This is a genomic window from Pseudomonas sp. GD03862, assembly GCF_029840855.1.
Classification (GTDB): Bacteria; Pseudomonadota; Gammaproteobacteria; order Pseudomonadales; family Pseudomonadaceae; genus Aquipseudomonas; species Aquipseudomonas alloputida.
In genome coordinates this window covers 32,806-45,689 of sequence record NZ_JAOCDI010000004.1, presented here as the reverse complement: position 1 = coordinate 45,689, position 12,884 = coordinate 32,806, and the positions used below count along the sequence as shown (strand labels likewise).

The 12,884-nt window shown below is 62.8% G+C and carries 12 protein-coding genes; 7 read left to right on the top strand and 5 right to left on the bottom strand.

Annotation, left to right across the window (positions count from 1 at the left end):
• Window positions 1-217: 217 nt before the first annotated feature.
• Both N5D53_RS04060 and N5D53_RS04055 read right to left on the bottom strand, forming a co-directional pair.
• Entirely contained in the window at window positions 218-694 is a 477-nt protein-coding gene (locus N5D53_RS04060; RefSeq protein ID WP_003251120.1) for a MarR family winged helix-turn-helix transcriptional regulator, read from the bottom strand.
• A 70-nt stretch (window positions 695-764) separates the two neighbouring features.
• On the bottom strand, window positions 765-1,817 hold the full coding sequence (locus N5D53_RS04055) for a 2,5-dihydroxypyridine 5,6-dioxygenase (protein WP_004577272.1): 1,053 nt from the start codon (window positions 1,815-1,817) through the stop codon (window positions 765-767).
• Between the two features lie 321 nt (window positions 1,818-2,138).
• On the opposite strand from N5D53_RS04055, the gene nicC reads away from it, so the two are divergent.
• The 6 genes from nicC to N5D53_RS04025 all read left to right on the top strand — a co-directional run bounded on the left by nicC (window position 2,139) and on the right by N5D53_RS04025 (window position 8,466).
• Window positions 2,139-3,287 (top strand): 6-hydroxynicotinate 3-monooxygenase, encoded by a 1,149-nt coding sequence (gene nicC / locus N5D53_RS04050; RefSeq protein ID WP_010954763.1) that lies wholly within the window; start codon window positions 2,139-2,141, stop codon window positions 3,285-3,287.
• On the top strand, window positions 3,284-4,090 hold the full coding sequence (nicD, locus tag N5D53_RS04045; protein ID WP_279839994.1) for an N-formylmaleamate deformylase: 807 nt from the start codon (window positions 3,284-3,286) through the stop codon (window positions 4,088-4,090). Before nicC ends, nicD begins: the two co-directional genes overlap by 4 nt.
• 13 nt (window positions 4,091-4,103) lie before the next feature.
• Window positions 4,104-4,856 carry an Asp/Glu racemase gene (locus N5D53_RS04040; RefSeq protein WP_279839992.1) on the top strand — a complete coding sequence of 251 codons (753 nt, stop codon included), beginning with the start codon at window positions 4,104-4,106 and terminating at the stop codon, window positions 4,854-4,856.
• A gap of 15 nt (window positions 4,857-4,871) precedes the next feature.
• Window positions 4,872-5,513 (top strand): N-carbamoylsarcosine amidohydrolase, encoded by a 642-nt coding sequence (locus N5D53_RS04035; protein WP_003251109.1) that lies wholly within the window; start codon window positions 4,872-4,874, stop codon window positions 5,511-5,513.
• Window positions 5,514-5,721: 208 nt separating this feature from the next.
• Entirely contained in the window at window positions 5,722-7,035 is a 1,314-nt protein-coding gene (locus N5D53_RS04030; RefSeq protein ID WP_003251108.1) for an MFS transporter, read from the top strand.
• 138 nt (window positions 7,036-7,173) lie between these two features.
• Window positions 7,174-8,466 (top strand): OprD family porin, encoded by a 1,293-nt coding sequence (locus N5D53_RS04025; protein ID WP_020192497.1) that lies wholly within the window; start codon window positions 7,174-7,176, stop codon window positions 8,464-8,466.
• Between the two features lie 171 nt (window positions 8,467-8,637).
• On the opposite strand, the gene N5D53_RS04020 is transcribed toward N5D53_RS04025, so the two are convergent.
• Both N5D53_RS04020 and N5D53_RS04015 read right to left on the bottom strand, forming a co-directional pair.
• Window positions 8,638-8,823, bottom strand: coding sequence for a hypothetical protein (locus N5D53_RS04020; protein ID WP_014590418.1), 186 nt, complete (start codon window positions 8,821-8,823; stop codon window positions 8,638-8,640).
• 848 nt (window positions 8,824-9,671) lie between these two features.
• Window positions 9,672-10,577 (bottom strand): LysR family transcriptional regulator, encoded by a 906-nt coding sequence (locus N5D53_RS04015; RefSeq protein WP_104961331.1) that lies wholly within the window; start codon window positions 10,575-10,577, stop codon window positions 9,672-9,674.
• A gap of 98 nt (window positions 10,578-10,675) precedes the next feature.
• Between N5D53_RS04015 and N5D53_RS04010 the strand changes: the two genes are divergently transcribed.
• Window positions 10,676-11,437, top strand: a complete 762-nt coding sequence (locus tag N5D53_RS04010) for a TSUP family transporter (protein ID WP_104961332.1) — start codon at window positions 10,676-10,678, stop codon at window positions 11,435-11,437.
• A 1-nt stretch (window position 11,438) separates the two neighbouring features.
• Here N5D53_RS04010 and N5D53_RS04005 read toward each other — a convergent pair whose 3' ends face one another.
• Window positions 11,439-12,863, bottom strand: a complete 1,425-nt coding sequence (locus tag N5D53_RS04005) for a GGDEF domain-containing protein (protein ID WP_049587745.1) — start codon at window positions 12,861-12,863, stop codon at window positions 11,439-11,441.
• Between the last annotated feature and the right edge of the window lie 21 nt (window positions 12,864-12,884).

The following is a 12,884-nucleotide window of genomic DNA, read 5'->3' as shown; positions in this document are numbered from 1 at the left end:
TAGGAGCGGGTTTACCCGCGAATACGGTGGTGGCGGCAACAGTGATCGGCAGGTGGAGATTGGCCAGCAGGGCCGGCCCATTCGCGGGTGAACCCGCTCCTACGACGGCCTGTGTCCAACCACCGATGCGTGTCCAATGTGAGCGAGCTTGCTCGCGATGCGCTTGATCTCTCAGGCCGCGTATCTGTGACGGCCACCGCGGCAGTCACAACAATTTTCAGCCCGCGTTCTCGTCGCTGTCGATCATCTTGCGCAGCAGGTACAAAATGGCTACGCGCTCCCCGGCATTCAGGCTGCCCATGCTCAATTCGCTGATCTGCCGGGCGCAGGGGATCATTGCATCGAGCAAGGCCGCGCCGCTTTCGGTGAGTTCGACGATGACCTTGCGCCGGTCGCCCGGGTCTGGTGAAAGCTGCACCAGCTCGCGCGCCTTCAGGCGCTCGACGATGCCGCGGATGGTTGCCTGGTCCACCGCGGTGGCCTTGATCAGTTCGGCCTGGGAGCTGGGGCCGTGATCGCGCAGGGCGCACAGGGTGACGAACTGGATCGAGGTAAGCTGCGGGTCGCAGGCCTGCTGCTGGAAGATCGCCGTGTGCCGTTGGTAGGCCTTGCGCAGCAAGTGCCCGACCTGTTCGGTAACGTCGTAGGGGGTGTTGTCGAGCGGGGCGCTGCTGGGTGTGGTTTTTTTCGACATAGGATGGCTTGGGCTGGGTGGAAAGAGGCTGGCCGGCCGCCAATAGCGGAGCGCCCGGCCAGTATAACCCCTATCGCGCTCGCGACTCCTCTGGTGCAACCACGTCGCCGGCCAGCACTACCGCCTTGTCATCCAGGTAGATATCGCAGTTGCGCAGCGGGATGTCCAGGTGGCACGGGGTCTTGCGCTTGCCGCCGACCTCGGTGTTGGGGCCGGTGGAGAACAGGAAGTTGCCGTAGAACGCACGGGCATCCATGCACATGCCGTCGTTGCGGTCGTGCAGGCCCATGGCCGTCCATTGCGCGCGCGGCTGCAGGCCCCAGCCTATGTGCGAGATGCCGTATACCTCGGGGTCGTTGAAGTATTTCATGTAGTCACGCAGGTACTCGGCCTCGAAGCCGCCATGTATGCCGGTGATGAAGCCTTTTTCGATTTCCAGGGTGATGCGCTCGCGGCAATAGTTCTTGAACGGCAGGATGATGTCGCCCACGTCCAGCACCAGCGTGCCCTCGGCGCTGTCCTCGTTCGGCCAGGTGAACAGAAAGCCGCTGGGCCAGTGGTCCCAGCGCCCCGGTTCGTCGGCATAGCCGTACTCAGTCACGGCCGGGTACTGGCCGAGCGGGGCATGGAAGTCGCTACCGGCCTTGGACCGCACATGCAGGCTGCGCGCCTGTTTCAACAGGGTTTCGGCAGCCAGCACCCGGCGTTTGTCGTCTTCGGTCGGTAGCATGCGCGCCAGCACCTCGGGTGGCTCCACGGCCAGCAGGATGCGCGTGCCGGTCTTGAGAATCTGCTCCTGCTCGGGCGAGTGCAGCAGCATCATGGTGTCGACGACCAGGTCGGCGGCTTCCAGCGCCCGTTGCGCCGCCAGGTTGCCGGTCAGTGCAGTGTCGCCGCAGTAGGCCGTCATGTCGTTGCCCATGGCGGTCGGGTGGTTGAACGCCGGCAGCTCTACCGCATACACCTTGGCCTTCAAACGTTGGGCGGCCTCCATGGCGGCGTTGACCGTGCGCGGGTCGGAGTAGTGGCTCTTGAGCACGGCCACGCTCTGCGTTTCGTCCACGCGAGACAGCTTCAGTACGTGCTCGAACATCTGGGTCAGTTGTGCATTGCTCACCGGCATCGGGGTTCTCCTGGGTGGCGTTGACAGGGGCGCACCATGGCAGTGCCTGGTGCTTCATCTCGGTGCAAAATAATAGTGTGTACACCATATATGTGCAGATGAAAGCGCATCCTGCCAGCGAGCGCAAGTGATCTGTCCAAACGTTACATATCCACACATTGACCAGTATTTACGGTAACAATCAGCCGGGTGTCGTTTCGATCAGCTGTTTGAAAAATATTTTCAGCTGGCTCTTTTCAAAGGTCATTTGTAGCGTATACGCTCTAAATCGTCAGGCGGTTGAACCGCTGGCCACCTATCAGAACAAGAGGAGACATACCCATGCGGGGTAGGCAGAAAATCGCAATCGTCGGTGCAGGTCTGGGTGGGGCGGCCGCCGCCACGTTGCTGCAACAGGCCGGGTTCGATGTCGAGGTATTCGAACAGGCTCCGGCGTTTACCCGCCTGGGCGCGGGCATTCATATCGGCCCTAACGTGATGAAAATCTTCCGCCGCATGGGGCTGGAGCAGAAGCTGGAGCTGATGGGCTCGCACCCGGACTTCTGGTTCAGCCGCGACGGCAATACCGGTGATTACCTGTCGCGCATTCCGCTGGGCGAGTTTGCCCGCCGCGAATACGGCGCCGCCTACATCACCATCCACCGTGGCGACCTGCACGCCCTGCAGATCGAGGCCATCCAGCCGGGCACCGTGCACTTCGGCAAGCGCCTGGAAAAGATCGTCGACGAAGGTGACCAGGTGCGCCTGGACTTCGCCGACGGCACCCATACCGTGGCCGACATCGTCATCGGGGCCGACGGCATCCACTCGAAGATCCGTGAAGAGTTGCTGGGGGCTGAAGCGCCGATCTACAGCGGCTGGGTCGCGCACCGTGCACTGATTCGCGGGGTGAACCTGGCACAGCATGCCGATGTGTTCGAGCCCTGCGTCAAATGGTGGTCCGAAGACCGCCACATGATGGTCTACTACACCACCGGCAAGCGCGACGAGTATTACTTCGTCACCGGCGTGCCACATGAAGCCTGGGACTTCCAGGGTGCGTTCGTCGACAGCAGCCAGGAAGAAATGCGCGCAGCCTTCGAAGGCTACCACCCCACGGTGCAGAAGCTGATCGACGCTACCGAATCGATCACCAAGTGGCCGTTGCGCAACCGCAACCCGTTGCCGTTGTGGAGCCGTGGCCGCCTGGTGCTGCTGGGCGACGCCTGCCACCCGATGAAGCCACACATGGCCCAGGGCGCGTGCATGGCCATCGAGGACGCGGCCATGCTGACCCGCTGCCTGCAGGAGACCGGGCTGTCCGACCACCGCACGGCGTTCGCCCTCTACGAGGCCAACCGTAAAGAGCGGGCATCGCAGGTGCAATCGGTATCCAACGCCAACACCTGGCTCTACAGCCAGGAAGATCCAGCCTGGGTTTACGGCTACGACCTCTATGGGCAGCAGCTTGAAAGCGGGGAGGCGGCATGAGCACCTTCGTCGCTGGTGGTAACGTCAGCGCCAATGGCATCCGCCAGCATTACCTGCGCTATGGCGGCAAGGGCCATGCGCTGATCCTGGTGCCGGGCATCACCAGCCCAGCGATCACCTGGGGCTTTGTTGCCGAGCGCCTTGGGCAGTATTTCGACACCTATGTGCTGGATGTGCGCGGGCGTGGCTTGTCTTCAAGCGGCCCCGAACTGGACTACGGCACCGACGCTTGTGCTGCGGATATTCCCGCCTTTGCCGCCGCGCTGGGCCTGGATGGCTACCATCTGCTCGGTCACTCGATGGGTGCGCGTTTTGCCATCCGCGCAGCCGCCCAAGGGGCACCGGGGCTGCAGCGGCTGGTGCTGGTCGACCCACCGGTGTCCGGGCCGGGCCGCCGTGCCTACCCGAGCAAGTTGCCGTGGTACGTCGATTCGATCCGCCAAGCCACGGTTGGCATGAGCGGCGATGACATGCGCGCCTTCTGTGCCACCTGGAGCGACGAGCAGCTGGCCCTGCGTGCCGAGTGGCTGCACACCTGCTACGAGCCGGCGATCGTGCGGGCCTTCGATGATTTCCACGAGGTCGATATCCACCAGTACCTGCCCGCGGTGCGCCAGCCGGCATTGCTGATGGTGGCCGGGCGGGGTGGAGTGATCGAGCCCCGTGACATTGCTGAAATGCGCGAGCTCAAGCCGGATATCCAGGTCGCGTACGTGGACAACGCCGGCCACATGATCCCCTGGGATGACCTGGACGGTTTCTTCGCCGCCTTTGGCGACTTCCTCGACCACCCCCTCGTCTGACGGAGCACGAGACATGACCCAGCTATACCGCATCGGCCAGATCGTGCCGAGTTCGAACACCACCATGGAAACCGAAATTCCGGCGATGCTCAACGCACGCCAGGCGATCCGCCCCGAGCGGTTCACCTTCCATTCCAGCCGCATGCGCATGAAGCACGTGAAGAAGGAAGAACTGGCCGCGATGGACGCCGAGTCCGACCGCTGCGCAGTCGAGCTGTCCGACGCCAAGGTCGATGTGCTGGGCTATGCCTGCCTTGTGGCGATCATGGCCATGGGGCTGGGCTATCACCGCCAATCTGAGAAGCGCCTGCAGCAGGCCACCGCCGACAATGATGCACTGGCACCGGTGATCACCAGCGCCGGGGCGCTGGTCGAGGCCTTGCATGTGATGAAGGCCAAGCGCATTGCCATCGTCGCACCGTACATGAAGCCGCTGACCGAGCTGGTGGTGAACTACATCCGCGAGGAAGGCTTCGAGGTGCAGGACTGGCGCGCGCTGGAAATCCCCGACAACCTCGCCGTGGCCCGTCACGACCCGGCCAACCTGCCGGGCATCGTCGCCGGCATGGACCTTGAAGGCGTCGATGTGGTGGTGCTGTCGGCGTGCGTGCAGATGCAATCGCTGCCGGCAGTGGCCAAGGTCGAGGCGCAAACCGGCAAGCCGGTAGTCACCGCTGCCATCGCCACCACCTACGCGATGCTCAAGGCGCTGGACCTGGAGCCGATCGTGCCGGGCGCCGGTGCCTTGCTGTCGGGCGCCTACTGAAATCGGGAGACGGACATGAGCGACGCACAAAGCGCCCGTGACAACTACCAGGGCGTGTGGGGCCAGCGCATCGGCTTTGGCCGCAAGCCGGCCCTGCTGATGATCGACTTCATGCAGGGCTACACCACCCCGGGCGCACCGCTGTACGCCCCGGGCGTGGTCGCGGCAGTCGAGCAGGCCGCCGGCCTGCTGGCGTTGGCGCGCGACTGCGGTACCTTGGTGGTGCATACCAACATCCGCTACCAGCCGCCGCATTTTGCTGACGGCGGCGTGTGGGTGCGCAAGGCGCCGGTGATGAAGGACATGGTCGAAGGCAACCCGCTGGCAGCCTTTTGCGAGGCCGTTGCGCCACAGGCAGGGGAGGTGGTGCTGAGCAAGCAGTACGCCAGCGCTTTCTTCGCCACCAGCCTGGCCCCGCTGCTGCATGCACAGGGGGTGGATACCGTGGTGCTGGCTGGCTGCTCGACCAGCGGCTGCATCCGCGCCAGTGCGGTGGATGCCATGCAGCACGGGTTTCGAACCATCGTGGTGCGCGAGTGTGTCGGTGACCGCCACAGCGACCCGCACGAAGCCAACCTGTTCGACATCGACAGCAAGTACGGCGATGTCGTCACCCGGCAGGATGCCATGCAGCAACTCAGGCACCTGGCCGGCTGAACGCCGGGCAGCGCCTATCCAATAACAATCAAGGACCGGTGCGGGAAGCCCGTCCATGACCGCCTGCTGTCCGGGTGGTCGCCCCGCAGGAGCACTCGGGGTCTTCAGGCGCTGTCCAGGCCCGCCGCGTAGAATGCGCGGCGTGCCCGGCGCGTCGAAAACTGCTGGCCTTAAAACAACCACAAAGTCGCCCGCCAGGAGACAGGAAATGCCAATTGCGAATGCAACCACGGTCCACAGTGACATCGACCATGGCACGAAAGCGCTGTACAGCAAGATCACCTGGAGGCTCATCCCCTTCTTGTGTTTCTGCTACCTCGCAGCTTATCTGGACCGCATCAATGTCGGCTTCGCCAAGCTGCAGATGCTCGAAGACCTGCAGTTCAGCACAGCGGCCTATGGCCTGGGTGCAGGGCTGTTCTTCGTCGGCTACATCATCTTCGAAGTGCCGAGCAACCTGATCCTGCAGCGCGTTGGCGCCAAGCTGTGGATCGCCCGCATCATGATCACCTGGGGCCTGCTGTCGGCCTGCACCATGTTCGTCACCAGCACCACCCAGTTCTATATACTGCGTTTCCTGCTGGGGGCGGCCGAAGCCGGCTTCCTGCCAGGCGTGCTGTACTACCTGACCATGTGGTACCCCACCTATCGCCGCGGGCGCATCATTGCCTTGTTCATGATCGGGCTGCCGTTGTCGAGCGTGATTGGCGGGCCGATTTCTGGCTGGATCATGGGGCATTTCGACCAGGTTCAAGGTTTGCATGGGTGGCAGTGGCTGTTCCTGCTGGAGGCGATCCCCAGCGTTTTACTCGGCATCCTCACGTTCTGGGCACTGCCTAACCATTTCCAGCAGGCCAAATGGCTGTCGGCTGACGACAAGGCACAACTGGCGGCAGACCTGGCCGCGGACGATGCCGAGGGCAAGGACAGCAAACACAGCTTCCGCGATGGCTTCTTCAACCTTAAGGTGTGGATGCTCGGTGGTATCGACTTTTCGATCCTGCTCAGCGCCTATGCGATGGGCTTCTGGATGCCGACCTTCATCCGCGATGCGGGCGTCAGCGACACCTTCCATATCGGCCTGCTCACGGCCATTCCAAGCCTGGCCGCGCTGGCTGGCATGCTCATGATCGGGGCCAGCTCCGACCGCCACCGCGAGCGCCGCTGGCACATCATCGTGCCGTTCATCATTGGTGCAATCGCCATGGCCAGCAGCACCTTGTTCAGCCAGAACCTGGTGATGACCGTGGTGCTGTTCGCCATTGCCTCGGCGGCGATCATCGGCGCGGTGCCGGTGTTCTTCAGTCTGCCGGCGACCTTCCTCAAAGGCACCGCAGCCGCCACCGGCTTTGCCCTGGCCTGTTCGGTAGCCAACATCGCCGGCCTGGTGAGCAACTCACTGATGGGCGTGGTCACCGACCTCACCGGCACCTCGCACGCTGCGCTGTGGGTGTTTGCCGGCTGCCTGATCCTCAGCTGCTTCCTGGTCATCGCCTTGCCGGCCAAGCTGGTCAACCGCTAGCGGCCCAGCGCTTCACGCAACGGCAGGGCAGGCGGGCCGGGGGCCCGCCTGCCGACCTCTCTCGATGCAACCCGCACGTCGGTGGCCATGCAGTGCCGCCGCGCCGGGTTGCTGTTGCCCAAATCCAGGAGTAGCCCTATGCAAGGTTTCACTGCGCCGCGTTTTTCTTCGTCTGCACGCCTGGCCGGCGGTTGTATTGCCGCCGCCTTGTGTGCAGAGGCCACGGCAGAAGAGGCCGGTTTCATCGAAGGTGCCCGCGCCACGCTGCAGGCGCGCAATTACTTCTTCAGCCGCGACTATGCCGATATCAAGGGCGCCAGCACCCAGTCGCGCACCCAGGAATGGGCGCAAGGGTTTATCCTCAATGCCAGCTCCGGTTATACCCAGGGCACCGTTGGCGTGGGTGTGGATGTTACTGGCCTGCTGGGTTTCAAGCTCGACAGCAGCCCGGAACATGCCCGGTCCGGGTTGCTGCCCAGCCTGGACAGCGGCAAGTCGGCGGACGAATACAGCCGCGTGGGTGCGGCGATCAAGTTCAAGGTGTCGCAAACCGAGCTGAAAGTGGGCGAGTTGATGCCCAACCTGCCGGTGCTGCTGTTCAGCGATTTGCGCCTGCTGCCGCCGACATACCAGGGCGCGATGCTGGAGTCGCGCGAGTTCGCCGGGTTGACCCTGAGCGCCGGCCAGTTCCGCTCCACCAGCCTGCGCGACTCGTCCAACAGCCAGAAGATGTACGCGCTGGTCAACGACCCGATCAACCCGGCGCGGCTGGCGCGTTTTACCAGCGACCGGTTCAACTACGTGGGTGCCGACTATGCCTTCAACGACAACCGAACCAGCGTCGGTGTCTGGCAGGCGCAGCTGGAGGATATCTACCAGCAGCGCTTCTATAGCTTCAAGCATGCCGAGCCGCTGGGGAGCTGGACGCTGGGGGTCAATGCCGGCTACTTCGATGCCCGCGAGGACGGGAGCAAGGTGGCTGGCGACTACGATAACCATGCGCTGTTCAGCCTGTTCTCGGCCAAGACCGGCGGGCATACCTTTTATGTGGGCTATCAGCAGATCGGCGGCGATGACGGCTTTATCCAGGTAGGCGCCAACACCAACCCGATGGGTAATACGCTGCCGACCTATGAGTTCTCGGCGCCGGGTGAACGCTCGTGGCAGGTGCGACATGATTACAATTTTGTCGCCTTGGGGCTTCCAGGGCTGACGTCGACCCTGCGTTATGTGAAGGGCCGGGACGTGGAGACAGGGCTGGGCTTTGAAGGGCGTGACCGCGAGCGTGACCTGGACCTGGCCTACGTGGTGCAAAGCGGGCCGTTGGCCGGGCTTGGGATACGGGTGCGCAATGTGATGGCGCGCTCCAACTACCGGACAGATATAGATGAGAACCGCTTGATTCTGAGTTACACGATCAAGGTGTTCTGAGGGGGTAGGTGACCCGGCGCCAGCTCGGCTTCCGAAGCAACCTTATGCTGCGAAGAAGCAATAGCTGCCTAAGGCAGTCGTTTGCCTTACCGCTCTCTTCGCAGCGCAAGGCTGCTCGTGCAAGGGGATGGGTAGGCCTGAGCTGTGAAGCATGACAATGGCTCTTGCAGGTCACTGCAAGGTGTCGGGCTTCAGGCTATCCGGCAGTTGCCGAAGGGCCTCCTCAAGCCGCGCGATCGGCCCAGTGAGTTGATCCGCTTCCTTGTCCTTGCCTTCACCTCTCAGGCGCTCACGCGCAACGCGCAGGTTAAGCAGATTTTTCTGCAACTTCAGTGCAGAGGTTTTGAACGAGTCCATGCTTTTCTCACGCTGTAGGCTTCCGTACCGTTGTAGGAAAAATGGACCGTAGCAGCTCGAATTTGCCGGGGAAACTGATGTTTCATACAGGCAATACTCATTGCCGCGACCTTTCCTACGGAGTGCGGTAAATAATCCTACAAGTCGTGTTTCAGATCGTGTCCTCCCAAGCAAACTCAATCTACCGTATTGGCTGGGTTCGGGCGCTTTCGAGGGGCAGCGCACCCAACGCAGGTGCTGGGTAAACCTGGAGGCGTGTTTAGAAACTTCATGTATCAATTGCCGGCCCGCGAGCGACACGTGCTCAGCGTCAACCACTGCGGCTGAATCCAGCTCGGCGGCATCTGCGCGTCACATCTGATCCGCTTTTTTTCCATAAACCTGAATCTGTAACCGTATCAGCCCAAGCTCGACAATATGCCCATTCCCGCATCACAACTGTAGAGGTTCCAATGGGCAAGCTGGCGCTGTTCCTGGGTGGTTTTCTGCTGCTGACCATTCTGATTGGTATTCTTGGCACCATTCCGCCAAGCTGAGTTCAACTGCGTTTCCCCCTGCGCGGCCCGTCCACTCCAAGCGACGGGCCCAATCTGTTGGCCAATGGCCGGTCATCTTTTTTATCGCACTGCTGGGTCAGCATCAGGTGCAAGTCATTCTCAGGGCAGACGTGGATCGAGCGGGTCAGGCTGGCCAATTCGCCTTTCTGCTTGTGCGATAAGTCGTTCTTTACGCTGGGAAATCTGTCCACAAAAAACGTGGGTAGGTCTGTGGATAAAGTGCTGCAAGCCAGACCCGCGGCGGGCTCTGTTAAATTGAGCAGAATTTGAACAGTCGTTTCATGGCTTGTTTCAGTACAGCGGGCCGGCTCGGCGCAGGGCGGCCAGCAAGTCACGCACCCGCGTCGGCAACTCGCCGGCAGGGTATACAGCATGCATCTGTGGGTCCTGGCCGCTACTGGACGTCAAGCGGTACTGCGGGCACACCCGCACCAGGCGCCCGGCCTTGACCTGTGCTTCGCCGACCCAGGCGGCAAGGCGGGCGATGCCGGCGCCGGCCAGGGTGCTGTGGTATACCGCGCCTCCCGAGCCCAAGCGAAGCCTGGGCCTGGGGCGAAGGCTGGTGATCTGGTCATCGTGGCAAAAGTGCCAGGCCTTGAGGATGCGTGGCGCGGTATGCAGGATCAAGGTGTGTCCATCCAGGTCTTCCGGATGTTGCGGTGTGCCAGCCAGGGCCAGATATGCCGGGCTGGCATACAGGTGGCGCTGGTAGGGCCAAAGCGGGTAGCCGATCAGCTCGCTCGATTGCGGGAAGGCACCGCGCACCACGAAATCGAATTTACCTTGCAGCGGGTCAAGGGCTTCGTCGCTGTACTGCACGTCCAGGGTCACCTGAGGGTGGCGGCGGGAAAACTCGGCAAGCACTTGCGGTAGCACATGCTCTCCCAGCAGTTGCGGCGCGGCAAAGCGAATCCAGCCTTGGGCGCTGCCGCTGAGCGCGGCCAGTTCGTCGGCAGCATCGCGTTGCACATCCAGCAAGCGTTCGGCATGCGGCAGCAAGCGCTCGCCGGCCTCGGTCAGGGTGACGGCGTTGGCGTTTCGGTTGAGCAGTTTGCTTCCCGCATTGTCTTCCAGGGTTTGTACCGCGCGTGTAACTGCGCTGGGCGAACGCCCCAGGGCGCGGGCGGCAGCAACGAAGCTGCGCTTGTGCGCCACGCTGACGAACGCCTGAATTTCCCGCAGCATGTCCAGTGCCATGGCCTGCTCCTCGTTGCAGTTATCGCAATATGGCATTTCAACACAAGTGTGCCACTTTGATTAGCCTTGCAGGCGTCTTCACTGCCTGGAACCGCGTCATGATGGATATTGCTGTGCTTTCTGTGTTCGCCTTCGCCGCTGGGTTGATCGACGCCGCGGTGGGTGGTGGCGGGCTGATCCAGATCCCGGCCTTGTTCAACGTGTTGCCCTCTGCGCAACCGGCCGCCTTGCTCGGCAGCAACAAACTGGCGTCCGTGTGCGGCACGGCCTTCGCGGCCCGCTCGTTCATCCGTAAAGTGACGCTGGATTGGGGGTTGATCGTACCGGCGGCACTCAGTGCCTTTGTCATGTCGTTCGCGGGGGCCGCCACGGTGTCGCTGGTACCCCCCAGCGTGATGCGCCCGGCGGTGCTGGTGCTGATCGTGCTGATGGCTGTCTACACCTTCTGCAAGAAGGACTTCGGCACCTTGCACACACCTGCGCAGGTCGGCCGCAAGGAGCAGTGCCTGGCAGTACTGATCGGCGGTGCTATCGGCTTCTACGATGGCCTGTTCGGCCCGGGCACCGGTAGCTTCCTGATCTTCCTGTTCATCCGTTTCTTCGCTCTGGACTTCCTGCACGCCTCGGCTTCGGCCAAGGTGGTGAACATTGCCACCAACCTGGCGGCGCTGGTGTTCTTCGTGCCGACGGGCAACGTGCTGTACGCCATAGCCTTGCCCATGGCGGTGTGCAACATTCTCGGCGCGCTGACCGGTACCTGGCTGGCGGTACGCAAGGGTGCCGGGTTTGTTCGCGGGCTGTTCCTGGTGCTGTTGTGTGTGCTGATCGCCAAACTGTCGTGGGACCTGCTGACCGGCTAGTTCAGATCACCAGGCGCTGTGCTTCGGCCTGTTCGACGCGGTTGCGGCCCCGGGCCTTGGCCCGGTACAGCGCCTGGTCGGCACTGGCCAGCAGTTCGTCGAGGCTGGGGGCCGGCATGTCTGCGTCGCAGCCTGCCACACCGATACTCACGGTAATCTGCAGGCGCTGGTCGGCCTGTGTCACGTGCAGGTCCTGTATGGCGCGGCGCAGGCGTTCGGCGGTGAAGTTGGCCCGCTCTGGCGCAAGTCCGGGCAGGATGACAACGAATTCTTCGCCACCCAGCCGTGCGATCAGTTCATCGTTGTGCAGTTGGTCCTGCAGGGTGCTGGCGAATTGGCGCAGCACCTGGTCACCGACGGCATGGCCGTGGGCATCGTTGATCGACTTGAAGTGGTCGATGTCCAGCATCATCAGGGTCAGCGGCAGCGCCTGGGCGTGCTGCTGGCGGCTCTCCAGCAGCGCGTTGGCACGGCGTGTGAAGGCGCTGCGGGTGAGCACGCCGGTGAGGTGATCGACGGTGGCCTGGTGCGCCAGGCGGGCCATGAGGCTACGGTTGGCCTGGCTGACGCAGGCCACCACCAGCGGCCCGAGCACCAGCATGGCGATGCCCAGGCGCGCCGACATCAGCGTGGTAACCCCAGGTTCGCTTTGCGGCACGCTGAAATGCATGAGGTTTTGCGCCACGGCCACGATGAGCGTACTGCCGGCCGTGAGCGTCAGCAATGAAACCAGGAACGGTGAATAGGTCCAGGCACACCACAGTAATGCGGCAATCGGGAAGGCAATGGCCCCAGGGCCACCGAATGCGATGCTGAATGCCAGCGAGGCCAGCAGTACCAGCAACGGCGCCAGGCGAATGGGCTGCGCGCCGCCGCGCACCAAGGCCCGCACCGAGGGTGCTGTAAGCAGCACCGGCAGCACCAGCACGCCGGTCGAGAACTGTTCGCTGAACCAGGCTAGCCAGGTGGCGCGCAACGACTGTTCGAACCAGGGTGCGGCCATTACCGCTGCCATGCTGGCCGCCACCATGGCAGCGGCGGCGCAGGCGGCGAACACGCTGAGTACGCCGTGCGGGCTGCGCATGCGCCGGTGCATGCGTGGCAGGCGCGACAGCAGCTGCCAGAGGGTGACCACCACGCCAAGATTGCACAGGTTTAACCACAGAGCCGGTACCCAGGCACTGCCACACAGCAGGTCGGCCCCGACCATGGCCAGCCACACCAGGCTAAAGCCCGTAAACGTGGCTTGACGGGGGTAGCGCAGCAGTACGCCGGCCAGTACGGCATTGACTGGCCAGAACAGCGACAGCGATTCGATCGGGCGTGCCAGGATACCGCCCAGGGTAAGGGCGAAGGTTACGCCAACTACAACGACATAAGGCAACACGCGCGATTGGGCTGGAAAAACCATGAACTCGACCGGCAAGCGGAAACGAAATCCAGGACA

Bases quoted from the DNA above. Each gene is read 5' to 3' on its own strand.
- nicD (WP_279839994.1), top strand. From the start codon at position 3,284: ATGAGCACCTTCGTCGCTGGTGGTAACGTCAGCGCCAATGGCATCCGC.
- N5D53_RS04025 (WP_020192497.1), top strand. From the start codon at position 7,174: ATGCAAGGTTTCACTGCGCCGCGTTTTTCTTCGTCTGCACGCCTGGCC.
- nicC (WP_010954763.1), top strand. From the start codon at position 2,139: ATGCGGGGTAGGCAGAAAATCGCAATCGTCGGTGCAGGTCTGGGTGGG.
- N5D53_RS04030 (WP_003251108.1), top strand. From the start codon at position 5,722: ATGCCAATTGCGAATGCAACCACGGTCCACAGTGACATCGACCATGGC.
- N5D53_RS04055 (WP_004577272.1), bottom strand. From the start codon at position 1,817: ATGCCGGTGAGCAATGCACAACTGACCCAGATGTTCGAGCACGTACTG.
- N5D53_RS04010 (WP_104961332.1), top strand. From the start codon at position 10,676: ATGATGGATATTGCTGTGCTTTCTGTGTTCGCCTTCGCCGCTGGGTTG.
- N5D53_RS04035 (WP_003251109.1), top strand. From the start codon at position 4,872: ATGAGCGACGCACAAAGCGCCCGTGACAACTACCAGGGCGTGTGGGGC.
- N5D53_RS04020 (WP_014590418.1), bottom strand. From the start codon at position 8,823: ATGGACTCGTTCAAAACCTCTGCACTGAAGTTGCAGAAAAATCTGCTT.
- N5D53_RS04015 (WP_104961331.1), bottom strand. From the start codon at position 10,577: ATGGCACTGGACATGCTGCGGGAAATTCAGGCGTTCGTCAGCGTGGCG.
- N5D53_RS04060 (WP_003251120.1), bottom strand. From the start codon at position 694: ATGTCGAAAAAAACCACACCCAGCAGCGCCCCGCTCGACAACACCCCC.
- N5D53_RS04040 (WP_279839992.1), top strand. From the start codon at position 4,104: ATGACCCAGCTATACCGCATCGGCCAGATCGTGCCGAGTTCGAACACC.